The sequence below is a fragment of the Pseudomonas sp. NY15356 genome (assembly GCF_048068175.1).
GTDB lineage: Bacteria > Pseudomonadota > Gammaproteobacteria > Pseudomonadales > Pseudomonadaceae > Aquipseudomonas > Aquipseudomonas putida_K.
Genome location: NZ_JBLUPW010000023.1, coordinates 53,553 through 76,874 on the forward strand (window position 1 = coordinate 53,553; position 23,322 = coordinate 76,874).

The 23,322-nt window shown below is 63.6% G+C and carries 23 protein-coding genes and 1 other RNA gene; 9 read left to right on the forward strand and 15 right to left on the reverse strand.

Features of this window, described 5'->3' with window-relative positions:
* The first annotated feature begins 143 nt into the window (after nt 1–143).
* From ACNFCI_RS17795 to ACNFCI_RS17810, 4 genes are all read left to right on the forward strand, one after another.
* Nucleotides 144–353 carry a TIGR02449 family protein gene (locus ACNFCI_RS17795; protein ID WP_084856565.1) on the forward strand — a complete coding sequence of 70 codons (210 nt, stop codon included), beginning with the start codon at nt 144–146 and terminating at the stop codon, nt 351–353.
* Nucleotides 350–667, forward strand: coding sequence for a cell division protein ZapA (locus ACNFCI_RS17800; RefSeq protein WP_084856567.1), 318 nt, complete (start codon nt 350–352; stop codon nt 665–667). Before ACNFCI_RS17795 ends, ACNFCI_RS17800 begins: the two co-directional genes overlap by 4 nt.
* 17 nt (nt 668–684) lie before the next feature.
* Nucleotides 685–864: non-coding RNA, 6S RNA (gene ssrS / locus ACNFCI_RS17805), on the forward strand.
* Between the two features lie 82 nt (nt 865–946).
* A complete protein-coding gene (locus tag ACNFCI_RS17810; protein WP_368829071.1) occupies nt 947–1,555 on the forward strand; it encodes a 5-formyltetrahydrofolate cyclo-ligase in 609 nt (202 codons plus the stop codon).
* Between the two features lie 18 nt (nt 1,556–1,573).
* Here the strand turns inward: ACNFCI_RS17810 and ACNFCI_RS17815 are convergent, their stop codons facing one another.
* Nucleotides 1,574–1,723 carry a hypothetical protein gene (locus tag ACNFCI_RS17815; RefSeq protein ID WP_172403010.1) on the reverse strand — a complete coding sequence of 50 codons (150 nt, stop codon included), beginning with the start codon at nt 1,721–1,723 and terminating at the stop codon, nt 1,574–1,576.
* A 179-nt stretch (nt 1,724–1,902) separates the two neighbouring features.
* Here ACNFCI_RS17815 and ACNFCI_RS17820 point away from each other — a divergent pair, with 179 nt between their 5' ends.
* A complete protein-coding gene (locus tag ACNFCI_RS17820) occupies nt 1,903–2,355 on the forward strand; it encodes an EVE domain-containing protein (protein ID WP_368829072.1) in 453 nt (150 codons plus the stop codon).
* Nucleotides 2,356–2,441: 86 nt separating this feature from the next.
* On the opposite strand, the gene ACNFCI_RS17825 is transcribed toward ACNFCI_RS17820, so the two are convergent.
* The gene (locus tag ACNFCI_RS17825; RefSeq protein ID WP_084856572.1) at nt 2,442–2,846 is read right to left on the reverse strand and encodes a flagellar basal body-associated protein FliL; all 405 of its coding nucleotides are present in this window, start codon (nt 2,844–2,846) and stop codon (nt 2,442–2,444) included.
* Nucleotides 2,847–3,003: 157 nt separating this feature from the next.
* On the opposite strand from ACNFCI_RS17825, the gene ACNFCI_RS17830 reads away from it, so the two are divergent.
* Nucleotides 3,004–3,981: an NADPH:quinone oxidoreductase family protein gene (locus ACNFCI_RS17830; RefSeq protein ID WP_368829073.1), complete on the forward strand. Its 978-nt coding sequence runs from the start codon at nt 3,004–3,006 to the stop codon at nt 3,979–3,981.
* 104 nt (nt 3,982–4,085) lie between these two features.
* Here ACNFCI_RS17830 and ACNFCI_RS17835 read toward each other — a convergent pair whose 3' ends face one another.
* The 5 genes from ACNFCI_RS17835 to trxA form a co-directional block, all read right to left on the reverse strand.
* Entirely contained in the window at nt 4,086–4,736 is a 651-nt protein-coding gene (locus tag ACNFCI_RS17835) for a gamma-glutamylcyclotransferase (RefSeq protein WP_084856575.1), read from the reverse strand.
* A 278-nt stretch (nt 4,737–5,014) separates the two neighbouring features.
* Nucleotides 5,015–5,983 (reverse strand): CDP-6-deoxy-delta-3,4-glucoseen reductase, encoded by a 969-nt coding sequence (locus ACNFCI_RS17840; RefSeq protein WP_324815979.1) that lies wholly within the window; start codon nt 5,981–5,983, stop codon nt 5,015–5,017.
* A complete protein-coding gene (ubiD, locus tag ACNFCI_RS17845; RefSeq protein ID WP_023382977.1) occupies nt 5,983–7,449 on the reverse strand; it encodes a 4-hydroxy-3-polyprenylbenzoate decarboxylase in 1,467 nt (488 codons plus the stop codon). Before ubiD ends, ACNFCI_RS17840 begins: the two co-directional genes overlap by 1 nt.
* A 206-nt stretch (nt 7,450–7,655) precedes the next feature.
* Nucleotides 7,656–8,915 carry a transcription termination factor Rho gene (gene rho, locus ACNFCI_RS17850; RefSeq protein ID WP_043212134.1) on the reverse strand — a complete coding sequence of 420 codons (1,260 nt, stop codon included), beginning with the start codon at nt 8,913–8,915 and terminating at the stop codon, nt 7,656–7,658.
* Between the two features lie 328 nt (nt 8,916–9,243).
* Complete coding sequence (trxA, locus tag ACNFCI_RS17855) at nt 9,244–9,570, reverse strand: thioredoxin TrxA (RefSeq protein WP_056794137.1); 327 nt, start codon at nt 9,568–9,570, stop codon at nt 9,244–9,246.
* Nucleotides 9,571–9,817: 247 nt separating this feature from the next.
* On the opposite strand from trxA, the gene ppx reads away from it, so the two are divergent.
* Nucleotides 9,818–11,320 (forward strand): exopolyphosphatase, encoded by a 1,503-nt coding sequence (gene ppx / locus ACNFCI_RS17860; RefSeq protein ID WP_368829089.1) that lies wholly within the window; start codon nt 9,818–9,820, stop codon nt 11,318–11,320.
* 125 nt (nt 11,321–11,445) lie between these two features.
* On the opposite strand, the gene ppk1 is transcribed toward ppx, so the two are convergent.
* Nucleotides 11,446–13,671, reverse strand: a complete 2,226-nt coding sequence (gene ppk1 / locus ACNFCI_RS17865) for a polyphosphate kinase 1 (protein ID WP_368829074.1) — start codon at nt 13,669–13,671, stop codon at nt 11,446–11,448.
* Nucleotides 13,672–14,094: 423 nt separating this feature from the next.
* Between ppk1 and ACNFCI_RS17870 the strand changes: the two genes are divergently transcribed.
* Nucleotides 14,095–14,718, forward strand: a complete 624-nt coding sequence (locus ACNFCI_RS17870; RefSeq protein WP_084856582.1) for a DedA family protein — start codon at nt 14,095–14,097, stop codon at nt 14,716–14,718.
* A 154-nt stretch (nt 14,719–14,872) separates the two neighbouring features.
* Nucleotides 14,873–15,541, forward strand: a complete 669-nt coding sequence (gene elbB, locus ACNFCI_RS17875) for an isoprenoid biosynthesis glyoxalase ElbB (protein ID WP_084856584.1) — start codon at nt 14,873–14,875, stop codon at nt 15,539–15,541.
* 59 nt (nt 15,542–15,600) lie between these two features.
* Here the strand turns inward: elbB and ACNFCI_RS17880 are convergent, their stop codons facing one another.
* From ACNFCI_RS17880 to ACNFCI_RS17910, 7 genes are all read right to left on the reverse strand, one after another.
* The gene (locus tag ACNFCI_RS17880) at nt 15,601–16,053 is read right to left on the reverse strand and encodes a YaiI/YqxD family protein (RefSeq protein WP_084856585.1); all 453 of its coding nucleotides are present in this window, start codon (nt 16,051–16,053) and stop codon (nt 15,601–15,603) included.
* Nucleotides 16,054–16,098: 45 nt separating this feature from the next.
* Nucleotides 16,099–18,042 carry an FTR1 family protein gene (locus ACNFCI_RS17885; RefSeq protein WP_368829075.1) on the reverse strand — a complete coding sequence of 648 codons (1,944 nt, stop codon included), beginning with the start codon at nt 18,040–18,042 and terminating at the stop codon, nt 16,099–16,101.
* Nucleotides 18,043–18,276: 234 nt separating this feature from the next.
* A complete protein-coding gene (locus ACNFCI_RS17890) occupies nt 18,277–19,695 on the reverse strand; it encodes an efflux transporter outer membrane subunit (RefSeq protein ID WP_084856589.1) in 1,419 nt (472 codons plus the stop codon).
* Nucleotides 19,692–20,567, reverse strand: a complete 876-nt coding sequence (locus ACNFCI_RS17895; protein ID WP_224457584.1) for an HlyD family secretion protein — start codon at nt 20,565–20,567, stop codon at nt 19,692–19,694. The genes ACNFCI_RS17890 and ACNFCI_RS17895 overlap by 4 nt, the downstream gene beginning before the upstream one ends.
* Nucleotides 20,564–20,776: a DUF1656 domain-containing protein gene (locus tag ACNFCI_RS17900; protein WP_084856592.1), complete on the reverse strand. Its 213-nt coding sequence runs from the start codon at nt 20,774–20,776 to the stop codon at nt 20,564–20,566. Before ACNFCI_RS17900 ends, ACNFCI_RS17895 begins: the two co-directional genes overlap by 4 nt.
* Nucleotides 20,773–22,860 (reverse strand): FUSC family protein, encoded by a 2,088-nt coding sequence (locus ACNFCI_RS17905; RefSeq protein ID WP_368829076.1) that lies wholly within the window; start codon nt 22,858–22,860, stop codon nt 20,773–20,775. Before ACNFCI_RS17905 ends, ACNFCI_RS17900 begins: the two co-directional genes overlap by 4 nt.
* On the reverse strand, nt 22,857–23,300 hold the full coding sequence (locus ACNFCI_RS17910) for a MarR family winged helix-turn-helix transcriptional regulator (RefSeq protein WP_368829077.1): 444 nt from the start codon (nt 23,298–23,300) through the stop codon (nt 22,857–22,859). Before ACNFCI_RS17910 ends, ACNFCI_RS17905 begins: the two co-directional genes overlap by 4 nt.
* Between the last annotated feature and the right edge of the window lie 22 nt (nt 23,301–23,322).

A 23,322-nucleotide genomic window follows, 5' to 3' on the forward strand; every position in this document is an offset into this window, starting at 1 on the left:
GCGCCAAGCGGCGCAATGACTAGAATGAAGACCTTGTATCCTAGCACCGGCAGGCGCGCCAAGACCATCAGCACTGGCCGTACCGCCCCCGGAACAGGCATGATCGCCGGGCAGTCAACGAGGGAGCGAATCGAGTGCAACCCATGCCAGAGAACGACCTGCAGGCACTGATGAGCCGATTCGAATCGCTCATCGAGCGTGTCGAGCAACTAAAACGCCAAAATGCACTCCTAGTAGCTCAGGAAAAATCCTGGCGCGAGGAGCGCGCCCACCTCATCGAAAAGAACGAGATCGCAAGGCGCAAGGTCGAGTCGATGATTTTACGCCTCAAGGCCCTGGAGCAAGACTCATGAGTTCAAGCAATAGCGTCACCGTCCAGATCCTCGACAAGGAATACTCGATCATCTGCCCGCCGGAAGAACGCAACAACCTGATCAGTGCCGCACGCTACCTGGATGGCAAGATGCGCGAGATCCGCAGCAGCGGCAAGGTGATCGGCGCCGACCGCATCGCCGTCATGGCCGCGCTGAACATCACCCACGAACTGCTGCACCGCCAGGAACGCCCGGATGTCGCCGCCAGCGGCACCACCCGCGAGCAGGTGCGCGACTTGCTGGAGCGAGTCGACCAGGCGCTGTCCGACGACACGGATACCAAAATCGGCTGAGATTGGTATACTGGCGCCACTCCCTGGGGGATGCGCCAGTCGGTTATGTCCCTGAGCCGATACGCACAACCACGGGGGTTGCACGCTGGGGCCGGTGTGCATGTCCGCCCGACGGAAAGCCTTAACGCCCCCTGCAATCTCCACCTTGAACTTTCGGGTTCAAGGGCTACACCGATAGCGGTTTCATCGGGGAGCCTGAATTTTTGCTTGCCCGCCTCCTCCGGCGGGCAATTTCGTCTAGCCGCCATGGCGGCCGGTACACCTGGGAACGCACGTGCCATGACCGACACCGCGCCGCTCACCCGCCCTCAACTCCGCCGCCTGCTTCGCAATGCCCGCCGCGCGCTGACACCTGCCCAGCAACGCCAGGCTTCGCTCGGCCTGTATCGTCAGCTGGCCCAGCACCCCCTGTTTCGCCGCGCCCGGCACATTGCCCTGTACCTTCCCAATGACGGGGAGATAGACCCGCGCCTGCTGCTGCGCGAAGCCCAGCGACGCGGCAAGCGCACCTATCTGCCGGTGCTGCATGCCTGGCCACGCACGCGCATGGTCTTCCAGCGCTTCGAGCAAGGCGAGAAGCTGCGGCCCAACCGTTTCCGCATTCCAGAGCCGCTGATCGAACGCAAGCGCCAACGGCCGATCTGGTCGCTGGACCTGATCCTGCTGCCATTGGTCGGCTTCGATGAAATCGGTGGGCGCCTGGGCATGGGTGGCGGCTTCTATGACCGCAGCCTGGCCTACCAGGCACGACGCAAGGTGTGGAAGAAACCGCTGCTGCTGGGCCTTGCCCACGAATGCCAGAAGGTGGAACGCCTGGCCCAGGCCAGTTGGGATGTACCGCTCAAGGGGACGGTCTCGGACCGCGGTTGGTACCTGGCACCGGCTTGACCGGTGCCAGCGACGGAATCAGCGCTGCTGCTGGGTAGGCTCGACCGGCATCTGATAGGCAGCGTCAGCCTTACGCTCCCAGAAACTCTGCGCATAGCCCGTGGTGACGACACCCAGGCCGAAGATGAAGACCAGGATCCAGAGCAAGTCCGGTTTGCGTTGGTTCATGGATGAATGCCCCCCTAAGGCAAACAGTCAGGCTCGGCAACCTTCTTGGTGCTGCCGGAGCGTCGAGCTTTAAAATCGGCGCATTTTCCGACAACGTGAGGCGACACGCAAACCTTGACGTCAACCGACTGTCGGTTTCATGCAACATGTTATTTCAAATTTTTTCAGGAGCCGTCTCCATGGCCTATTGGCTGATGAAATCCGAGCCCGACGAGCTTTCCATCGATGCCCTGGCGCGCCTCGGCCAGACGCGCTGGGACGGGGTGCGCAACTACCAGGCGCGCAACTTCCTGCGTGCCATGAACGTCGGTGACGAGTTCTTCTTCTATCACTCCAGCTGCCCACAGCCCGGGATCGCCGGGATCGCCCGCATCAGCGCAGCGGCCTACCCCGACCCGACCGCCCTGGATCCCGAAAGCCACTACTTCGACGCCAAGGCCAACGCCGAGAAGAACCCTTGGAGCGCGGTCGACGTCACTCACGTGAAAACGTTCAAGCAGGTACTGGGGCTTGGGCTGCTCAAGCAACAAGCCGCGCTTGCCGAATTGCCGCTGGTGCAAAAGGGCAGCCGGTTATCGGTGATGCCGGTAACTGCCGAGCAGTGGGCGGCGATTGTTGCGCTGGCGCGCTGAATTTGGCTTGAGTGTTGCGCCGCGCTTTCGATCGAGCGCCGCCCACGCGGCGCTCGATCGCACGGCTTACAAATCTCTGAAGCCATTCACTGCACGATCAGGTTGTTGAACAACAGGTCTTCGACGATCGGCTTGCCTTCCTCGCTCTCCATCACCTGCTGCACCTGCTTGAGCGCTTCCTGGCGCAGCTTCTCCTTGGCCTCGACATTGCTCATGTTCTCCAGCCCCTGCTGGGTGAACAGTGCCACCAGCTGGTTGCGAATCAGCGGCTCGTGGTGCTTGACCGCGGCAGCCGCAGCGTCGCCGGTCACACGCAAGGCCACGTCGGCCTTGTACACGCGCAGCTTGGGGCCGCCATCAAGGGCGTAGTTGCCAACGAAAGGTGGGCTGAGGTTGATGTAGGAAACCTTGGGCTCACCGTCCTTGCCTTCCTCGGCCACCGCCATGGCCGGCAGCAGCAGGGCCAGCATCATCAAGATCCACGCTTTCACGAATTCGCTCCTCAATACAATTGGCGCCAGCTTACCCAGCACACCGCTCAAACCCAAGCCCGGGCTTATGCCGCCCCATCAGGGCGGGCCATGCTCGTTGACCTGGCCTGCGCCCCTCCTACACTTATCGGCCAACGCACGCAAAGGAATAGCCCCGATGAAAGCAGTGTTGTGCAAGACCCTCGGCCCGGCGAGCGCCCTGGTGCTGGAAGAGGTGGCGAGCCCGGCCCCCAAGCGCAACGAGATCGTGCTGGACGTGCATGCCGCAGGCGTCAACTTCCCCGACACCTTGATCATCGAAGGCAAGTACCAGTTCCAACCGCCTCTGCCCTTCTCGCCAGGCGGCGAGGCTGCGGGCGTGGTGGCTGCAATCGGAGAGAAGGCAGGCGATTTCAAAATCGGTGACCGGGTCATGGCCCTGACCGGCTGGGGGGCCTTCGCCGAGCAGGTGGCCGTGCCCTTCTACAATGTGTTGCCGATCCCCACCACCATGGATTTCACCACCGCTGCGGCCTTCGGCATGGCCTACGGCACCTCGATGCACGCACTGGCCCAACGTGGCCAGCTCAAGGCCGGGGAAACTTTGTTGGTACTGGGTGCATCGGGAGGCGTTGGCCTGGCGGCGGTGGAGATCGGCAAGGCCATGGGCGCCCGTGTGATCGCCGCTGCCAGCAACGCCGAAAAGCTCGCGGCAGCCAAAGCAGCAGGAGCCGATGAGCTGATCGACTACCGCCAGGCCAGCCTGCGCGACGAAATCAAGCGCCTGACCGGCGACCAGGGCGTGGACGTGGTCTACGACCCAGTCGGTGGCGAACTGTTCGAGCAGGCGGTACGAGGCCTAGCGTGGAACGGTCGGATGCTGGTGGTGGGGTTTGCCAGCGGGACCATACCGCAATTGCCGGTGAACCTGACACTGCTCAAGGGCGCGGCGGTGATTGGCGTGTTCTGGGGTGCGTTTGCCCAGCGCCAGCCTGAAGACAATGCTGCCAACTTCCGACAGTTGTTTGCCTGGCATGCCGAGGGCAAGCTCAAGCCGCTGGTGTCGCAGACCTATCCACTGGCCGAGGCCGGGGCGGCCATCGAGCGGTTGGCGCAGCGGCAGGCGGTGGGCAAGTTGGTGGTGGTGGCTCGCTAGGCACGGGGCTGCTTTGCAGCCCATCGCGGCACAAGGCCGCTCCTACAGAAAAGCGGTGCAGCCTTTGTGGGTGCGGGCTTGCCCCGCGATTGCGCCAGGCCTGCCTATACCTCACGCAGGTTATGGCACCGGTGGAAGCGCGCCTCTAGGTTGCGATCCGGCATCTGGTGGCTGCGCAAGGCATTTAGTGTCTGCTCGACATAGTCGCGGGTGCTGCCATAGCGCCCTTTGGCGCTGGCCAGGATCTGGCTGAGCAGGGTGTCCGGCAGGTTCCCCGCATAGCACGGCAGGTGACGCTCCAACACGAAGCCCAGCGCCTGGACCTTGCTGCCATCACCCAACCGGCAGCTGAGCCAGTGCGGTCGGTAGGCGGGGTAAGGCATCTCCCGCTGCCACAGGGCCATCAACGAATCGTCCAGGTTGCGTTCATCCAGGCGGTAGGCAAAGCCGCTGCACGAACCACCTCGGTCCAGCCCGAACACCAGCCCTGGACACTCCGGTGTGCCGCGGTGCTCGTGGGACCACAAATACAGCCCTCGGTGATAGCCATGTACCCGGGCCCGCTGACGCTCGACCGAATTGCACTCTGGCCGCCAGATCAATGACCCATAGGCGAACAACCACACCGGCCCGCCTTCATGGCGCGACATGGTCAGTTTCATTGAATGGTGCAATTGGTCGCGGGTCAGTTGCTGGCCGAAATCCAGCGAAGGAGGATAAGTTACCTGCCAGGACGAACTTTCAAGTGTCGACATGATGCTGCCGCCATGATTCCCCGTAAACTTCTGAAGGCCATCACTGTAACGTAATGGCGCTTCACTGGACTTACCGTACGGCAGAAAGCACCGCGCATTCAAGCCCCTTGTACAGCCTGCGTCCCGTACTTGACTGCCATGAAAATCAATATAGACAGGTATTGTTCCGTTGGGGGGCGAAAGTTATTAACAGCGCCCGCAATAATAATCGCCTTATAATCCTTTGGGGTAACGCGAGTTATAAAGAACGGCACACCGTTGCAGTGTGCCGTGCACTTTCAGCCTCGGGGGGCGTAGGCAAACACATCGGCGCGCATGCGATGCGCGTCCATGCCCGCCTCGACCAGGGCATCTAGGGTGGCGTAGACCATGTTCGGCGAACCACTGGCATAGACATGCACCTGGTTCAGGTCGGCGATGTCTTCGCAGACCGCCTCATGCAGCAACCCGCAGCGCCCCTCCCAACTGCACAGGTCGCTCACCACTTTGTGCAGGAACAGGTTGGGCAGGCGTTGCCATTCGGCCCAGTGTTCGATCTGGTAGAAATCCTCAGGCCGACGCACCCCCCAATAGAGGTGCACCGGATGCTTGAACCCTTGGGCACGGCAGTGCTCGACCAGGCTGTGCATCTGGCCCATGCCGGTACCGGCGGCGATTAGCACCAATGGCCCGTCCGGCAGCTCAGCCAGATGAGTGTCGCCGAATGGCATTTCGATGCGCGCGACACCGTCGCGCTGCAATTGGGCCAGCAGCTGCAGAGCGCTGTTTTCCCGCGCCAGCACGTGCAGTTCCAGGTCTCGCCCGCCATGGGGCGCCGAGGCCAGGGAGAACGCGGCCTTGTCGGCGCCGTCGCGCTCGATCATCAGGTATTGCCCGGCATGGTAGCGGGGCGGTTTGCCTGCCGGTGCACGCAGGCGCACACGCCAGACGTCGCCACCGACCTCTACGCATTCGCTCACGGTGCAGGCCAGCTTGCGCACCGGCAGCTCGCCCAGGGCCAATACGCCGTCCCAGAGCAATACGCAATCTTCCAGCGGCTCGGCGATGCAGGTGAACAGCTCGCCGTGGTCGCGCACTTCACCTTCCTGGCGCACCCGCCCGTCCACCAGCAAGGCGGCACAGACGTGGCAATTGCCGTTGCGGCAGCTGTTCGGGCAGTCGTAGCCCAGGCGCCGCGCGGCGTCCAGAATTCTCTCCCCGGGCTCGATTGCCAATACCGCCCCGGACGGCTGCAAGGTTACCTGCATCAATCTATTCCCAACTGATCCCACAGCTCATCGATACGGCGGGTGACGGCCTCGTCCTTGACGATGGCACGGCCCCATTCGCGTGTAGTCTCGCCCGGCCACTTGTGCGTAGCGTCCAGGCCCATCTTCGAACCCAGGCCCGATACCGGTGACGCGAAGTCCAGGTAGTCGATCGGCGTGTTGTCGATCATCACCGTATCACGCTTGGGGTCCATGCGCGTGGTGATGGCCCAGATCACGTCGTTCCAGTCGCGGGCGTTGATGTCGTCGTCGGTGACGATAACGAATTTGGTGTACATGAACTGTCGCAGGAACGACCAGACACCCAGCATCACGCGCTTGGCGTGGCCCGGGTACTGCTTTTTCATGGTCACCACCGCCATGCGGTACGAGCACCCCTCCGGCGGCAGGTAGAAGTCGACGATTTCCGGGAACTGCTTCTGCAGGATCGGCACGAACACTTCGTTCAGCGCCACGCCCAGGATCGCCGGTTCATCCGGTGGACGGCCGGTGTAGGTGCTGTGGTAGATCGGCTTCTGGCGGTGGGTGATGCGCTCGACGGTGAACACCGGGAAGCTGTCCACTTCGTTGTAGTAGCCGGTATGGTCGCCGTAAGGGCCTTCCGGGGCCATTTCGCCCGGGTGGATCACGCCTTCGAGAATGATCTCGGCGGTGGCCGGCACCTGCAGGTCGCTGCCCCGGCACTTGACCAGCTCGGTGCGGTTACCGCGCAGCAGGCCGGCGAAGGCATATTCCGATAGCGTATCCGGCACCGGCGTCACGGCGCCGAGGATGGTCGCCGGGTCCGCGCCCAGGGCCACGGCCACCGGGAACGGTTGGCCGGGGTGCTTTTCGCACCATTCACGGTAGTCCAGGGCACCGCCCCGGTGGCTCAGCCAACGCATGATCACCTTGTTGCGGCCGATCAACTGTTGTCGGTAGATGCCGAGGTTCTGGCGGTCCTTGTTGGGGCCACGGGTGACGGTCAGCCCCCAGGTGATCAGCGGCGCTACGTCGCCCGGCCAGCAGTGCTGGATGGGCAGTTGGGTGAGGTCGACATCCTCGCCTTCGACCACCACCTCCTGGCACACCGCATCCTTGACCACCTTCGGGGCCATCGACACGACTTTCTTGAAGATCGGCAGCTTGGACCAGGCGTCCTTCAGACCCTTCGGCGGCTCTGGCTCCTTGAGGAAGGCCAGCAGCTTGCCGATTTCACGCAGTTCGTCGACCGACTCGGCCCCCATGCCCATAGCCACGCGCTCCGGCGTGCCGAACAGGTTGCCCAGCACCGGCATGTCGAAGCCGGTGGGCTTTTCGAACAGCAGCGCCGGGCCTTTGGCGCGCAGCGTGCGGTCGCAGACTTCGGTCATTTCCAGGACAGGGGAGATCGGAACCTGGATGCGCTTGAGTTCACCGCGCTGTTCCAGGCCACGGATGAAGTCGCGCAAGTCGCGATACTGCATGCATGTGCCTCGTGGTTGGCCGTATCGGTCGGGGGTGCTGAGTGTAGCGCCGTTCGGCGTTTTGTTGGGGCGAAAATGAATCGGGGCCGCTTCGCGCCCCATCGCGGGACAAGCCCGCTCCTACAGGATCGGTGTGATACCTGTAGGAGCGGGCTTGTCCCGCGATGGGTTGCAAAGCAGCCCCAATCAATTCCAGCTAGAAACGCTTACTTGCGCTTCATCGACAGGAAGAACTCGTCGTTGGTCTTGGTCTGCTTGAGCTTGTCGACCAGGAACTCGATGGCCGCGACTTCGTCCATCGGGTGCAGCAGCTTGCGCAGGATCCACATGCGCTGCAGTTCGTCGTCGGCGGTCAGCAGCTCTTCACGGCGGGTACCGGACTTGTTGATGTTGATGGCCGGGAACACGCGCTTCTCGGCGATGCGGCGGTCCAGCGGCAGTTCCATGTTGCCGGTACCCTTGAATTCTTCGTAGATCACCTCGTCCATCTTCGAGCCGGTTTCGACCAGCGCGGTGGCGATGATGGTCAGCGAACCGCCTTCCTCGATGTTACGGGCGGCACCAAAGAAGCGCTTCGGCTTTTCCAGGGCATGGGCATCGACACCACCGGTCAGCACTTTGCCGGAGCTCGGGATCACGGTGTTGTAGGCACGGGCCAGACGGGTGATGGAGTCGAGCAGGATGACCACGTCCTTCTTGTGCTCGACCAGGCGCTTGGCCTTCTCGATGACCATCTCGGCTACCTGCACGTGGCGGGTCGGCGGCTCGTCGAAGGTGGAAGCGACCACTTCGCCACGCACGGTGCGTTGCATCTCGGTCACTTCTTCCGGGCGCTCGTCGATCAGCAGGACGATCAGGTGGCACTCGGGGTTGTTACGGGTGATGTTGGCAGCGATGTTCTGCAGCATGATGGTCTTGCCCGCCTTCGGCGGGGCGACGATCAGGCCACGCTGGCCCTTGCCGATCGGGGCGCACAGGTCGATGACGCGGCCGGTGAGGTCTTCGGTGGAGCCGTTGCCGGCCTCCATCTTCAGACGCTCGTTGGGGAACAGCGGCGTCAGGTTTTCGAACAGGATCTTGTTCTTCGCGTTTTCCGGACGGTCGAAGTTGATGGTGTCGACCTTCAGCAGGGCGAAGTAACGCTCCCCTTCCTTCGGCGGGCGGATCTTGCCGACGATGGTGTCGCCGGTGCGCAGGTTGAAGCGACGGATCTGGCTGGGCGAGACATAGATGTCGTCAGGGCCGGCCAGATAGGACGCATCTGCCGAACGCAGGAAACCGAAACCATCCTGGAGAATTTCCAGCACGCCGTCACCCGAGATCTCTTCGCCGCTTTTCGCGTGCTTCTTCAACAGGGCGAAAATCACGTCCTGCTTGCGCGAACGGGCCATGTTTTCGATGCCCATCTGTTCGGCCATTTCCAGCAGATCGGTAATCGGCTTTTGCTTGAGTTCTGTCAGGTTCATAAGGGGAGTGACGTAATCATGTAAGAAGGGAGAAATTAAGCGTTGGCTTAATGAGGCCGCGCCGCAAGATGGCGACAGGATCGCGTACTGATTCGAATTAGGGATGCTTCGGCGACGGCGTGCAGAGGGCACTGGAGAAGCAGTGCGAGGCCGAATGTAACACTTGCTTTTTTCGACGTCTAGTGGTTTTGGCTGGGTAAATCGTACCCTGTGGGAGCGGGTTTACCTGCGAAGGCAGCTGCGGGAACAACAGTGAATTGTCGGGCAAACCCACTCCCACAAATCCTTCAGGCCAAAAAAAGCCCCGCATTCGCGGGGCCTTTTCATATCACAGGTGGGCGTCGAGGAACGCGGCCAGCTGGGATTTGGACAGGGCGCCGACCTTGGTCGCCTCGACGTTGCCGTTCTTGAACAGCATCAGCGTCGGGATGCCGCGCACGCCGTGCTTGGCCGGAGTTTCCTGGTTTTCGTCGATGTTCAGCTTGGCGACGGTCAGTTTGCCTTCGTAGGTGGCAGCGATGTCGTCCAGGACCGGAGCGATCATCTTGCATGGGCCGCACCATTCGGCCCAGTAGTCGACCAGCACCGGGCCTTGAGCCTGCAGTACCTCGGCTTCGAAGCTGGCGTCGGTGACGTGTTTGATTTTGTCGCTCATGGAAATCTCCAAGGTCGTAAGCAATAAAAAACGTTGCCCATCATAGCCGCAGCCACGCCCTACAGGAAGTCGTTGGCGATTGAGGGTAACTATAGTTGTGCAAGACGCCACGTATCGAAGCAGACACACCAATGTCTTGGCAGTACGTGGCACCTTGCCCTGCATCAAGACCCAGCATTGTAATGCGTTGGCGCCAGCCATGGATCATGGCAGGATTGCTGGGTTATCGACCGAGAACATCGAGATCATGCCGCATACCACCGCGAAGAACCTGTCTCTGATCGCCGCCATCGACCTTGGCTCCAACAGCTTCCATATGGTCGTGGCCAAGGGCCACCTCAGCGAAATCCGCATTCTCGAGCGGCTCGGGGAAAAAGTGCAGCTGGCCGCCGGCATCAACGAAGAACGCCAGCTCAGCGAAGAAGCCATGCAACGGGGCCTGGACTGCCTCAAGCGCTTCGCCCAACTGATCAACGGCATGCCCGCGGGCGCCGTGCGCATCGTCGGCACCAACGCCCTGCGCGAAGCGCGCAACCGCAACGAATTCATCCAGCGCGCCGAAGCCATCCTCGGCCACCCGGTCGAAGTGATTTCCGGCCGCGAGGAAGCGCGCCTGATCTACCTGGGCGTCTCCCATACGCTGGCCGACACCCCCGGCAAGCGCCTGGTCGCCGACATCGGCGGCGGCAGCACCGAATTCATCATCGGCCAACGCTTCGAACCACTGCTGCGCGAGAGCCTGCAGATGGGCTGCGTCAGCTTCACCCAGCGCTATTTCCGCGACGGCAAGATCACCCCGGCGCGCTACGCCCAGGCCTATACTGCTGCGCGCCTGGAGCTGATGAGCATCGAGAATGCCCTGCACCGCCTGACCTGGGACGAGGCCATTGGCTCTTCGGGCACTATCCGCGCCATCGGTGCGGCCATCAAGGCCAACGGCATGGGCAACGGCGAGGTCAACGCCGACGGCCTGGCCGCGCTCAAGCGCAAGCTGTTCAAGCTGGGCGAAACCGACAAGATCGACTTCGAGGGCGTCAAGCCGGACCGCCGCGCCATCTTCCCGGCAGGCCTCGCGATCCTCGAGGCTATCTTCGATGCCTTGGAACTGCAGCGCATGGACCACTGCGACGGCGCTCTGCGCGAAGGTGTGCTGTATGACCTGCTGGGTCGCCATCACCACGAGGACGTGCGCGAACGCACCTTGAACTCGCTGATGGAACGCTACCACGTGGACAACGGCCAGGCGGCACGGGTCGAGCGCAAGGCATTGCATGCCTTCGACCAGGTGGCCAAGGCATGGAACCTCGAGGAAGGGAACTGGCGCGATCTGCTGAGCTGGGCAGCCAAAGTGCATGAAATAGGCCTGGATATCGCGCATTATCACTACCACAAGCACGGCGCCTACCTGATCGAGCACTCCGACTTGGCCGGCTTCTCCCGCGAAGACCAGCAGATGCTCGCCCTGCTGGTGCGCGGCCACCGGCGCAACATTCCCAAAGACAAGTTCGCTGAATTCGGCGATGAAGGCATCCAGCTGATCCGCCTGTGCGTACTGCTGCGCTTCGCCATCTTGTTCCACCACATCCGTGGCAACCAGCAGATGCCGAAAGTGGAGCTGCATGCTGGCGAGGAAAGCCTGGAAGTGGTGTTCCCCGACGGCTGGCTGGAAGAAAACCAACTGACCCAGGCCGACTTCGCCAACGAGGCGCAGTGGCTGGCGCGGGTCAACTTCGTGCTTAGCGTGCGTTAAGTTCGACCTGAGATTAGCAAGGGGGGGCTTCGCCCCCTTTCGCGGCACAAGGCCGCTCCTACAGAGAACGCAACACCCTATAGGAGCGGCCTTGTGCCGCGAAAGGGCCGCAACGCGACCCCCCGCTATCGAACGTTCAGCACCGGGTTGCTCAAGCGCTCGAGCAAGGCCGCCTGGGCATTGCGTGGGTTCTGGTTACCGGTCGGCGTACTGCGCACATAGCGGCCGTCCGGCTGCAGGATCCACGCGTGGGTGTTGTCGGTGAGGTAGCCTTCGAGTTCCTTCTTCACCCGCAGGATCAACTTCTTGCCCTCCACCGGGAAGCAGGTCTCGACACGCTTGTCGAGGTTGCGCTCCATCCAGTCGGCGCTGGACAGGAACATCTGCTCCTCGCCGCCATTGAGGAAGTAGAACACCCGCGTGTGTTCCAGGAAGCGGCCGATGATCGAGCGCACCTGGATGTTGTGCGAAACCCCCGGGATGCCAGGGCGCAAGCAGCACATGCCACGCACCACCAGGTCGATGCGCACACCGGCCTGGCTGGCCTTGTACAGCGCGCGGATCACCTTGGCGTCTGTCAGCGAGTTGAACTTGGCGATGATGTGCGCCGGTTTGCCCTCGACTGCGAACTGCGTTTCCCGCGCGATCATGTCGAGCATGCCCTTCTTCAGTGTGAAGGGTGCATGGAGCAGCTTCTTCATGCGCAGGGTCTTGCCCATGCCGATCAGCTGGCTGAACAGCTTGCCGACGTCCTCGCACAGGGCGTCGTCGGAGGTCAGCAGGCTATAGTCGGTGTACAGGCGGGCGTTGCCGGCGTGGTAGTTGCCGGTGCCCAGGTGGGCATAGCGCACGATCTCACCCTGCTCGCGGCGCAGGATCAGCATCATCTTGGCGTGGGTCTTGAAACCGACCACGCCGTAGATCACCACCGCACCCGCGGCCTGCAGGCGGCTGGCCATCTGCAGGTTGGACTCTTCGTCGAAACGCGCACGCAGCTCGATCACTGCTGTGACTTCCTTGCCGTTACGCGCGGCGTCCACCAGCGCATCGACGATCTCGGAGTTGGCACCACTGCGGTACAAGGTCTGGCGCACGGCGAGTACATGCGGATCCTTGGCGGCCTGGCGCAGCAGGTCGACCACCGGGGTGAAGGATTCGAACGGGTGCATCAGCAACACGTCCTGCTTGCCGACCACGCTGAAGATGTTGTCGGCATTTTGCAGGATCTTCGGAATAGCTGGGGTGAACGGCGTGTATTGCAGCTCCGGGTGGCTGTCCAGGCCGGTGATGCTGAACAGGCGGGTCAGGTTGACCGGGCCGTTGACCTGGTACAGCTCGCTCTCGCTCAGGCTGAACTGCTTGAGCAGGTAGTCGGACAGGTGTTTCGGGCAATTGTCGGCCACTTCCAGGCGCACGCCGTCACCATAACGACGCGAGAACAGCTCTCCGCGCAAGGCGCGGGCCAAGTCTTCGACATCTTCGGAATCGAGCGCCAGGTCCGCGTTGCGGGTCAGGCGGAACTGGTAGCAGCCCTTGACCTTCATGCCCTGGAACAGGTCATCGGCGTGGGCGTGGATCATCGACGACAGGAACACGAAATTGTCGCCGCTGCCACCGACTTCCTCCGGCACACGGATGACCCGAGGCAGCAGGCGAGGCGCCGGGATGATGGCCAAGCCCGAGTCACGGCCAAAGGCATCGACGCCCTCGAGCTCGACGATGAAGTTCAGGCTCTTGTTGACCAGCAGCGGGAACGGGTGCGTCGGGTCGAGGCCGATCGGGGTGATGATCGGCGCGATCTCGTCGCGGAAGAAACGGCGCACCCAGGTCTTGAGCTTGGTGTTCCAGTGGCGACGGCGGATGAAGCGGATCTGGTGCTTTTCCAGCTCCGGCAGCAGCACGTCGTTGAGAATCGCATACTGGCGCTCCACCTCGCTGTGCACCAGTTCGCTGATACGCGCCAAGGCCTGGTGCGGCTGCAGGCCGTCAGCTCCGGCCTGTTCACGGGCGAAGGTGATCTGCTTTTTAAGGCCTGCCACGCGAATCTCGAAGAACTCGTCCAGGTTGCTGGAGAAGATCAGCAGGAATTTCAGGCGTTCGAGCAGTGGGTAGGACTCGTCCAGTGCCTGCTCCAGCACACGGATGTTGAACTGCAGTTGCGAAAGCTCGCGATGAATGTACAGGCTGCTGTCGTCCAGGCTTGGAATGGTGACCGCAGGGGCCGGTGCAGGCGCTGGAGCCACAGCTTCAGGTTGTGCAGCCTCCGGCAGGTCCGGCGGGGTCTGTACCATTTCTTCGGGAACCGCCTGGGCATCCTTGATCGCGACAGGTGTTAGCACTTCGTTATTCATCTGACGTTCCTGGAGGGCGTTACGACCCTCTCGATAATTGAGCGGCACGCGCGGTGAAATGAGTCAGGATGCCATCGGTGTTCGCTGGTTTGAAGTCCATTGCGACGCGAAAAGACCGCTTTGTCATTTTTGCGGGCCCGCCGGGCGGGGAATGGGACCGAACGTCGCGGCGCAAGAAGGCGACCTGGGACGAATGGGCAGCGAGGCAAGCTCACGATAAGGCTCCTGAACCCGCGCTGGCGGGCTGGCGCGACAGTTATAAGCAGCCATTATGACGCCTGGATGACAGCCAAAGGCACCTTGTGACTGACGGCCTGAGTCGTCTTTCTTGTAGGAAATGTTCACGCCGAGACACAGTTGGACACTTTCCCGAACGCGCGCGAAGGGGTAGGCTTCGCGTTCATTTCGCTAGCACCCCAGAAAATGCTTCAACAATTCCTGCAGGATTTCGGCTATTTTGCCCTTTTTCTCGGCACGTTTTTTGAAGGCGAGACCATCCTGGTTCTTGCGGGCTTCCTTGCGTTCCGCGGTTACATGGACATCAATCTGGTGGTGCTCACCGCGTTCTTCGGCAGCTACGCCGGCGACCAGCTGTGGTACTTCATGGGCCGTCGACATGGTCGCGCGATCCTGGCACGCAAGCCGCGCTGGCAAGCGATGGGCGATCGGGCCCTGGATCACATTCGGCGCCACCCGGACATCTGGGTACTGAGCTTTCGCTTCGTCTACGGCCTGCGCACGGTGATGCCGGTTGCCATCGGCCTGTCCGGCTACCCGCCACGCCGTTACCTGCTGCTCAACGGCATCGGTGCGGCGGTCTGGGCCCTGGCCTTGGGCGCGGCGGCCTACCACTTCGGCGCCATCCTCGAAGGCATGCTGGGCAACGTCAAGAAATATGAACTCTGGGTACTCGGCGGCCTGTTGCTGTTGGGCGGCCTGCTCTGGCTGCGCCGACGCTTCCGCACCCTGCGTGCCGAGCGCAAGGCGGCTGCGGCAAGCCAAGCCTCGGAGGCGGTTTCCCAGGAACAGGGCCCAGACCAGCACTAGCGCCCCTCGCGCCATCAATACGCTGTTCAGGCGTGGAACATGCCCCCGCCGCTGCACTCCAAATAGACAGGATTTCGGCCTCTGCGCGGGAAACCCTGTGACGAGTTCTGCCAAACTAGAGGACAGTTAGCGCCTCGACACTGGAGTAATGAGCATGCAAAAAAAAGTTGCGGTGATTCTGTCTGGCTGCGGCGTCTACGATGGCGCCGAGATCCATGAAAGCGTGATCACCCTGCTGCGCCTGGATCAGCGTGGCGCCCAGGTGCAGTGCTTCGCGCCGAACATTGCGCAGATGCACGTGATCGATCATCTGACCGGCCAGGAAATGCCGGAGTCGCGCAACGTGCTGGTGGAATCGGCGCGCATCGCCCGCGGTGACATCAAGGATATCCGCGAGGCCAAGGCCGAGGACTTCGACGCCTTGATCGTCCCGGGTGGCTTCGGCGCGGCGAAGAACCTGTCCAACTTTGCGGTCGAAGGCGCCAACTGCACGGTGAACCCGGACGTGCTGGCGCTGGCTGAAGCGTTTGCCGAAGCCGGCAAGCCGGTTGGCCTGATCTGCATTTCCCCGGCGCTGGCGGCGAAGATCTATGGCCCAGGCGTGGTCTGTACCATCGGCAACGATGCCGACACCAGCGCAGCAGTGGTGAAAATGGGCGGTACCCACGAAGACTGTGATGTGCATGACATCGTCGAAGATACCCAGCGCAAGCTGGTGACCACCCCAGCCTACATGCTCGCCAAGTCGATCAGCGAGGCGGCCGGTGGGATCTACAAGCTGGTGGATAGGGTGCTGGAGCTGACTCACGAAGGTGAGCAGTAATAGGCCTCTGACACCTTGTGGGGGCGGCGGTGCGCCGCTCCTACAAGGTGCTGCATCACTCACCCCTTGGATAGCCGAGTCAGTATCCGGTCCAGCGAATTGGCGAACGCCTGTTTCTCCCGCTCGCCATAAGGCGCCTGCCCTCCCCCGACCTGCCCCTGCTCGCGCAGCTCGGTGAACAGGTTGCGCACCGCCAGCCGCTCGCCCATGTTGCGCTCGTCGAACTCGCGCCCCCGCGGGTCCAGCGCTGCCACACCTTTCTTGATCAGCCGGTCGGCCAACGGCACGTCGCTGCAGATCACCAACTCGCCCGGCACGGCGTTCTCCACCAAGTAGTCATCAGCCGCATCCATGCCGCTGGGAACCACGATCAGCCGCACACAGGCGAACGCGGGCTTGATCTGGGCCTGGCCGGCCACCAGGACGACCTCGAACTTGCGCTTGAGAGCGAATTTGACGATCAGGTCCTTGGCCGCCTTGGGGCAGGCGTCGGCGTCGATCCATACACGCATGGGTATTCCTTGGAAATCGGGGCTGAAAGTGCCCATAGTACGCCTTCAGCTCGCCGCGGGCCGGCGCTTTTCGGCCAGACGGCTGCGTCCGTACAGCACGACGATAGCCACCAACGCCACCACCTGTGCGCCCAGCGAGTAGGCGTCGGCATGGATGCCCAGCCAATCGAACTCGACGAAGGGCACCGGCCGGGTTCCCAGCACGCCGGCTTCCTGCAGCGCCTTGACGCCATGCCCGGCGAACACCACCGACAACGCGCACAGCAGCGCCGCGTTGATGCTGAAGAACAGCGCTAGCGGCAGCTTGGCCGACCCGCGCAGGATCACCCAGGCCAAGCCCACCAGCAGCACCAACGCCGTGGCGCCACCGGCCAGCACGGCGTTGTGGCCAGCTGGGCCTGCCTGCAGCCACAGGGTTTCGTAGAACAGGATCACCTCGAACAGCTCGCGGTACACCGAGAAGAACGCCAGCACGGCAAAGCCAAAGCGCCCCCCGCCGCTGACCAGGCTGCTCTTGATGTAGTCCTGCCAGGCTGCGGCATGGCGTCGATCATGCATCCACACACCGAGCCACAGCACCATCACTGCGGCGAACAGTGCCGTGCAGCCTTCCAGCAGCTCGCGCTGGGCGCCGCCGACGTCGATCACATAAGCAGCCAGGGCCCAGGTGGCAAAGCCTGCGACCAGCGCCAGCCCCCAGCCGATATTGACGCTGCGCACCGCTGACTGCTGGCCAGTATTGCGCAGGAAGGCCAGGATTGCGGCCAGCACCAGGATCGCCTCGAGCCCTTCGCGCAACAGGATCAGCAGCCCGGAAACGAAGCTCAGGGACCAGCTCAGCCCATCGCTGCCCAGCAACTTGGCCGCGCTATCGAGCTTGGCCTTGGCCTCGGCCAGGCGTCGTTCGGCCTGGGCGACCGGCAGGCCGTCCTGCAGCGCCTGACGGTACGCCATTAGGGCCTTTTCGGTGTCCTTGCGGGCCTGGGTATCGATGTTGTCCAGTGAGCTTTCAACCAGTTCGAATCCTTCCAGATAGGCGGCCACCGACAGGTCATAGGCTTGGTCATGATCGCCATCGCGATAGGCGGCGAGGCTCTTGTCCAGGGTGCTGGCGGTGTACTCGAGCAACTGCGCCGGCCCCCGCTGGACCTGCGGAGGCTGGGCCCGCTGGGCGCGGAAGGCGGCCACGGCATCGACGCCTTCGCTGGCCGCGACTTCGGCCGGCGTCTGGCGCGCCAGGTCGGCCAGGTTCCAGGCCTTGCCCGTCTTGGCGGCCTGCGGATCGGCGGTCAGGCTGGCCACATAGGCCGCCACGTCCCAACGCTGACGCTCGTCGAGTTGGTCGGCAAACGACGGCATCTCGGTGCCATCTATCCCCAGGGCCAGGGTGTTGTAGAGGTCGAACAGGCTCAGCTGGTCGAGCCGCTCGACACTGCGCAGGTTGGCAGGCGGTGGTTCGAGCCCGACCCCGGCAGGGCCGTCGCCGGCACCGCTGTCGCCATGGCAGATCGCGCAGTTCTGCGCATACAACGCGGCGCCGCGGGCCGGGTCAGGGGTGATGACCGGTGCCTGGCTGACTTCATAGGCAACCGCCAGGCGCGCGCCCAGTTGGCGAGCCTGCTTGGCGACCAGCGCTCCGTCCTGGCGCTGGTCGATGGCCTGGCGCAGCGCCGCGACGCCCTGCTCCAACCCTGGGCGTTCGGCATTTTCCGGCAGGCCCTCGAGCAAGTCGGCCAGTACGGTGCTGAACTCCTGCTGCTCGCGGTACTCACCTTCGTCCACCACCTTGCCGTCGTGCACGGTCGGTGGGTAGTCGGCACCGATGTAATCGAGCAGGTGCAACGCCTTGGCAGCCTCGGCGGGGGATTCGGCGAGTGCCGAAGTGCTGCACAGCGCCAACACTGGCGCCAGCAACAGGGCCGGCAGCCAGGCGAACAGACGGGAGCGGGAAGTCATGGCCAGTCTCGAAGTAAATGCGAAAGAGAACATTGTTCACTTCCACTCCCTTTCGCTCAAGGCTCGCGGGCGGATTTCATGAAAAATCTTGTGACAAATATTGGAATGGTAGGCGAGGGCTTTGCCCTCGATCGCAGCACAAAAGCCACTCCAGGATCTTGGGTTGCTTGTCCCGGCCCTATCGCCGGCAAGCCGGCTCCCACCGGTTCGGCGGTGTCTACAACCGCAGCGCGGGACAGGTGGGAGCCGGCTTGCCGGCGATCGGAGTCAGTGTTCCGCGGGTTGTTTCCAACCACCACCCAGTGCCAGGAACACACCGATCTGCCCCATGGCCACCTGGCTGTTGGCCGCCGCCAGCTGCGCACGGACATCGGTGTAGGCACGGGTAGCCTGCAGGTCGGCCAGGAACGACTCGCGCCCGGCCTGATAGCGCAGGTGGACCTGCTCGGCCGATTCCTTCGCCGAGCGCTCGGCGTCGGCCAGGGCATCGCGACGGTCCAGCAAGGCGCTGTACTGTGCCAGGCGGGTCTGGGTCTCGCGGATAGCGTTGAGCACCACGCCGTCGAAGTGGGCCAGCGCCGCTTGGGTCGATGCTTCGGCTTCGCGGATGCGGGCACGGGTGCCGTTGGTGGGGATGTTCCAGCTGATCTGCGGGCCGAAGCCCCAGCGGTTGGTCGAGGGGTCGCCCAGGTTCTCCAGGATACCGATGGTGCCGACCTGGGCACCGATACTGATATCCGGGTACAACGCACCCGTGGCCACACCGATGGTAGCAGTGGCAGCGGCCAGCTGGCGTTCGGCCTGGCGTACGTCCGGGCGGCGCTTGAGCAGCGCGGCGCCGTCACCCACCGGGATCAGCTGGCCGATATGCGGCAGCTCGGCACATTCGGCCGTACCGGCAGGCAGCTGCCCGACCGGCTTGGCCAGCAGCGCTGCCAGGGTATACAGGCCCGCTTCGCGCTCTGCCTTGAAACGCGGCAGCTCGGCGCGCAGGGATTTGAACTGGGTCTGCGAACGGGTGACCTGGGTTTCGTCGCCGCGCCCGGCATCGCGCAGGCGCTGGTTCAACTGCACGCTCTGCTCCTGCAGGTCGAGGGACTGGCGGGCAATGTGATATTCCTCGTTGGCCGAGCACACCTGGGTGTACGCCTTGACCACGTCCGCCACCAAGGTGATGCGCGCAGTGTCAGCTGCAGCCTGCACCGCGTCGGCATTGGCCTTGGCCGCCTCGGTGCCGCGCTTGAAGGTGCCCCACAGGTCGAACTGGTAGGAGGCACTGATGATGGCCTCGCCGATGTTGGCAACCGGTACCTTCTCCGGTAGCAGGAAGGCCTCGCCGGATTCCTGCAGGCGCTGTGCCCCGAGCTTGATGCCGCCGTTGAAGCCGCCCTGGGCCTCGGCCACTTCTACCTGCGCACGGGCCTTGGCGATATTGGCCGCCGCCACACGCAGCTCGGTATTGGCAGCCAGGGCCTGGCGCACCAGGTCGTTCAAGCGCGGGTCCTGGTACAGCTGCCACCAGTTCTCCGGCACCGGCGCCGAAACCACGCTGTCTGCATCCTGGCGCAACGGGCCGTTGAGGTCGCTGCGTTGCACGGCAGCATCCTTGGGCACTTCGTAGTCGGGGCCGACCAGGGCGCATGCCCCCAGCGACAGTGCCAGGCCAACCAGCATCAGGTGTTTCATGGCCGCTGGCCCTCGATGATCGACACCGTGGCGGTACGCCCGGCGATCATGCGAAAGTCCTCCGGTACATCGTCGAAGGCGATGCGGACCGGGATGCGCTGGGCCAGGCGCACCCAGCTGAAGGCCGGGTTGACGTTGGGCAACAGGTTGGCGCCGCTGCTGCGGTCACGGTCCTCGATGCCGGCGGCCATGCTCTGCACGTGGCCGCGCAGGCGGGTGTTGTCGCCCATCACACGGATATCGACGGCATCGCCGATATGAATCCCGCTGAGCTTGGTTTCCTCGAAGTAGCCATCGACGTGGTAGGAGGCGCTGTCGACCACCGACAGCACCGGCCGGCCAGCGGTGACGAACTCGTGGGCACGTGGCGCGCGGTCGTTGAGGTAGCCGTCGACGGGGCTGCGCACCACCGAGCGGTCGAGGTTGAGCTGGGCGGTATCCACCGCCACCTGGGCCTCGCTTACCGCCGAGCGGGCGCGGGCTTCGCGGGACTGGCTCTCCTCCAGCTGCTCGGCTGCCACCAGGTTGCCCAGTTTGCGGTTTCGCCGCGCCTCACGAGAGGCCTGGGCCAGGGTCTCCTGGCGTTCGGCCAGGGTCGCCTTGGCCTGGCGCAGGGCGAGGGTGAAGCGGTCCTGGTCGATGGTGAACAGCACGTCGCCGCGCTTGATCATCTGGTTGTCACGCACCTCGACCTTCTGGATCAGCCCGGAGACGTCCGGGGCGATCTGGATCACGTCGGCACGGATGTGCCCGTCGCGGGTCCAGGGCGCGAACATGTAATACACGACCATCTGCCAGACCAGCACGGCTGCGAAGGTCACCACCAGCAATGTCAGGACCACGCGGCCCAGGGTCAACAACGGTTTTTTCATGGCACCATCAGGTTTCGGCAAAAGTGATCCACCGCGCCAAGCAGCACGGCGTAAAGAGCAACGTTGAACAGCGCCCGGTGCCAGACCAGGCGGTAGAACTGCAGGCGCACCAGCACGGCGTGCACGCCCAGGAACAGCAGGTAGGTGAAGACCATCATCACCAGCAGCGTGGGCAGGAACACCCCGCTGATATCCAGATCACCGATCACAAGGGCGCTCCATCGATGCCGGGGGGCAGTTGCGGTTGGTCGGCAGGCTCGAGCATCACTTCAACGCCAGGCAACAGGGCCAAGCGCAGGCCGCTCAGGGCATGCAACAGGTGCACGCGGGCATCGCCACGGTCATGCTGCGCGTTCAGGGCCAGCGCCTGGCGGGCGCGCTCCATGTTGCGCAGCAGCGCCGCCGGGGCGTGCAGGCGTTCATTGGCGCGCAGGCAGGCGGCATAGTGGGCGCCCACTTCCTCGACCACGGTCTGCAGGTGCTCACGGGCCTGTTCACCTACCCGCGGCATATAGGCCAGCAAGTCCAGCAGGTTGAGCCCCACGCGCAGGTCGCGCAGGGCCACGCCGCTGTCCTGGCCGGTCTGGGACAGGCGCGGCAGGTGCTGCATCAAGCGGTCGAGCATCTGCACGCCCACATGGCGATGCTCGGCCAACGTCGCCGGCTGGGTCATCTCGACGATGTCGCGCCAGCTGAAGCGGGTCAGGCGCTTGGCCGCCAGCTCCACACCGAACGGGCGCAGCAACAGGGTCCAGATGAAGGCGAACAGCAAGCCGACCGGGCCGGCCATGTTGGCGTTGATGAACGTCAGGAAGTCCGCGTCGTAGGCCCCCTGGATACTGATGAAGGTGGCGGTGTTGACGATGGTCAGCAGCGTACCCAGGTAGAACCGCGGCTGCACGGTGAGCGTACCGACGCAGATGAACGGCACGGCGAAGGCCAGCACCAGCATCGGAAAATCGTGCAGGTTGGGCAGTACCAGGAACAGATAGACGCTGGAGAAGATCACCGACATCAGCGTCCAGAAGAAGAACCGGTAGATCTGCGGTGCCGGGTCGTCCATGGCAGCGAAGAAACTGCAGGCCACCGCGGCGAGGATCACCGCGCTGCCGCCATCGTTCCAGCCGAGCAGGATCCACAGGCCGCAGGCGACGATGATCGCAGTGACGGTGGAGAACACCGAGTACAGCATCAAGCCGCGATCGAAGAAAGGCGTCAGGCGCCCGAGGCGCCAGTGCCGATATACCGCACGCCAGGGCGTGGCGTCGTCCTTGCGCAAAGCGTGCTGAAGGGCGCAGCAGTCCTGCCAGAGGTCGACCCACTCTGTCAGGCGGTACAAGGCGTTGGAGAGCAGCAGCTCGTGACGCTGGTCCATGGCCGCCGCACTGGGTTGCGAGCGCTCGAGCTGCTCGTGCAGCGCGCTCCAGCGCGCCAGCGAAGCGTCTTCGGCCGTACCCGCGAGCCAGCCACGGGCCGCTTCCAGCAGCGGCTGGATCTGCGCGAACTGGGCCGGGGCGCGGCCTTCCAGGGCGACCAAGGCATCGTCCAGGGCATCGATCACCGGCAGCAGGTGGATCATCCGCCCGCGCAGCTCGCGGGCGTTTTTCAAGGTATGCGGCCCGGCACCTTCATGCCCCAGCTGGCCGATCATCATTTCCAGGCTGTTGAAGGTGGCAACCATCGTGGCCCGCATGCCGCCGACCTTGTCGGCGGCGACCTCACGGGCCAGGTAGGTGTCGCTGTAGCGTATCGCTTCGTTGAACCAGCTGTTGGCCGAGCCCAGCACCACCGGAGCCAGGCGACGCGGCCAGAAGATCGCACCGACCACCGCCGCACAGACAATGCCCAGGCAGATTTCCTGGGCGCGGGAAGAAGCCACGTCGAATACGGCCAAGGGGTTGTCCACCACCGCCAGGGCGATCATCGGCAGGGTGTAGCCAGCCAGCATCAGCACATAGTTGTTGGCCGTGCGCAGGTTCAGCGACAGGAACAGCAAGGTGCCGGTCCATAGGGCGATGGCCACGGCCAGCAATGCCGGCGATTGCACCAGAGGCGGTACCAGCAGCACTGCGCCGCCGGCCCCGAGCAGCGTGCCCAGCGCCCGGTACAAGGCCTTGGAACTGGTAGGACCGACGAACGGGCTGGAGACGATATAGACCGTCGCCATGGCCCAATAGGGCCGCGGCAGTTGCATGAGCAGGGCGATGTACAAGGCGATCATGGATGCAGCGAAGGTCCGCACGCCGTAGAACCAGTCGCGGGCCGGTGGCACCGAGCTGAAGAAACCACTCATGCCGGGGTTCCCTGGCCGGCTGCTTCGAAGGCATGGATGACGCGCAAGGTCGCCTCCAGGTCAGCCTGGTCGATGCCACGCAGGACCTCCCGGCGCAGGCGTACCAGCTCGCCCTCGATGGACTCGGCGAGCGCACGACCATCGCCAGTCAGGCTCAAGGCCTTGGCCCGGCGGTCCAGTGGGTCTTCGCTGCGGCACACCAGGCCAGCCTTGCACAGCTGGTCGAGCAGGCGCACCAATGACGGGCTTTCCAGGCCTGCGGCCTGGGCCACTGCCACCTGGTGCACACCATCGCCCAGGCGCACGATCATCAGCAACGGTACGGCGCAGGCCTCGGAAATCCCGTAGCCGGTCAAGGCCGCCTGGCAGATGCGCCGCCAATGGCGGGCAGCCACGACCATGCCGCTGCTGATTTTCATGTGCAGTGCATCAAGTGTCATGTGAGGAACCGAGGATATTCAT

Bases quoted from the DNA above. Each gene is read 5' to 3' on its own strand.
- ACNFCI_RS17795 (WP_084856565.1), top strand. From the start codon at position 144: ATGCCAGAGAACGACCTGCAGGCACTGATGAGCCGATTCGAATCGCTC.
- ACNFCI_RS17800 (WP_084856567.1), top strand. From the start codon at position 350: ATGAGTTCAAGCAATAGCGTCACCGTCCAGATCCTCGACAAGGAATAC.
- ACNFCI_RS17810 (WP_368829071.1), top strand. From the start codon at position 947: ATGACCGACACCGCGCCGCTCACCCGCCCTCAACTCCGCCGCCTGCTT.
- ACNFCI_RS17815 (WP_172403010.1), bottom strand. From the start codon at position 1,723: ATGAACCAACGCAAACCGGACTTGCTCTGGATCCTGGTCTTCATCTTC.
- ACNFCI_RS17820 (WP_368829072.1), top strand. From the start codon at position 1,903: ATGGCCTATTGGCTGATGAAATCCGAGCCCGACGAGCTTTCCATCGAT.
- ACNFCI_RS17830 (WP_368829073.1), top strand. From the start codon at position 3,004: ATGAAAGCAGTGTTGTGCAAGACCCTCGGCCCGGCGAGCGCCCTGGTG.
- ACNFCI_RS17835 (WP_084856575.1), bottom strand. From the start codon at position 4,736: ATGTCGACACTTGAAAGTTCGTCCTGGCAGGTAACTTATCCTCCTTCG.
- ACNFCI_RS17840 (WP_324815979.1), bottom strand. From the start codon at position 5,983: ATGCAGGTAACCTTGCAGCCGTCCGGGGCGGTATTGGCAATCGAGCCC.
- ubiD (WP_023382977.1), bottom strand. From the start codon at position 7,449: ATGCAGTATCGCGACTTGCGCGACTTCATCCGTGGCCTGGAACAGCGC.
- rho (WP_043212134.1), bottom strand. From the start codon at position 8,915: ATGAACCTGACAGAACTCAAGCAAAAGCCGATTACCGATCTGCTGGAA.
- trxA (WP_056794137.1), bottom strand. From the start codon at position 9,570: ATGAGCGACAAAATCAAACACGTCACCGACGCCAGCTTCGAAGCCGAG.
- ppx (WP_368829089.1), top strand. From the start codon at position 9,818: ATGCCGCATACCACCGCGAAGAACCTGTCTCTGATCGCCGCCATCGAC.
- ppk1 (WP_368829074.1), bottom strand. From the start codon at position 13,671: ATGAATAACGAAGTGCTAACACCTGTCGCGATCAAGGATGCCCAGGCG.
- ACNFCI_RS17870 (WP_084856582.1), top strand. From the start codon at position 14,095: ATGCTTCAACAATTCCTGCAGGATTTCGGCTATTTTGCCCTTTTTCTC.
- elbB (WP_084856584.1), top strand. From the start codon at position 14,873: ATGCAAAAAAAAGTTGCGGTGATTCTGTCTGGCTGCGGCGTCTACGAT.
- ACNFCI_RS17880 (WP_084856585.1), bottom strand. From the start codon at position 16,053: ATGCGTGTATGGATCGACGCCGACGCCTGCCCCAAGGCGGCCAAGGAC.
- ACNFCI_RS17885 (WP_368829075.1), bottom strand. From the start codon at position 18,042: ATGTTCTCTTTCGCATTTACTTCGAGACTGGCCATGACTTCCCGCTCC.
- ACNFCI_RS17890 (WP_084856589.1), bottom strand. From the start codon at position 19,695: ATGAAACACCTGATGCTGGTTGGCCTGGCACTGTCGCTGGGGGCATGC.
- ACNFCI_RS17895 (WP_224457584.1), bottom strand. From the start codon at position 20,567: ATGAAAAAACCGTTGTTGACCCTGGGCCGCGTGGTCCTGACATTGCTG.
- ACNFCI_RS17905 (WP_368829076.1), bottom strand. From the start codon at position 22,860: ATGAGTGGTTTCTTCAGCTCGGTGCCACCGGCCCGCGACTGGTTCTAC.
- ACNFCI_RS17910 (WP_368829077.1), bottom strand. From the start codon at position 23,300: ATGACACTTGATGCACTGCACATGAAAATCAGCAGCGGCATGGTCGTG.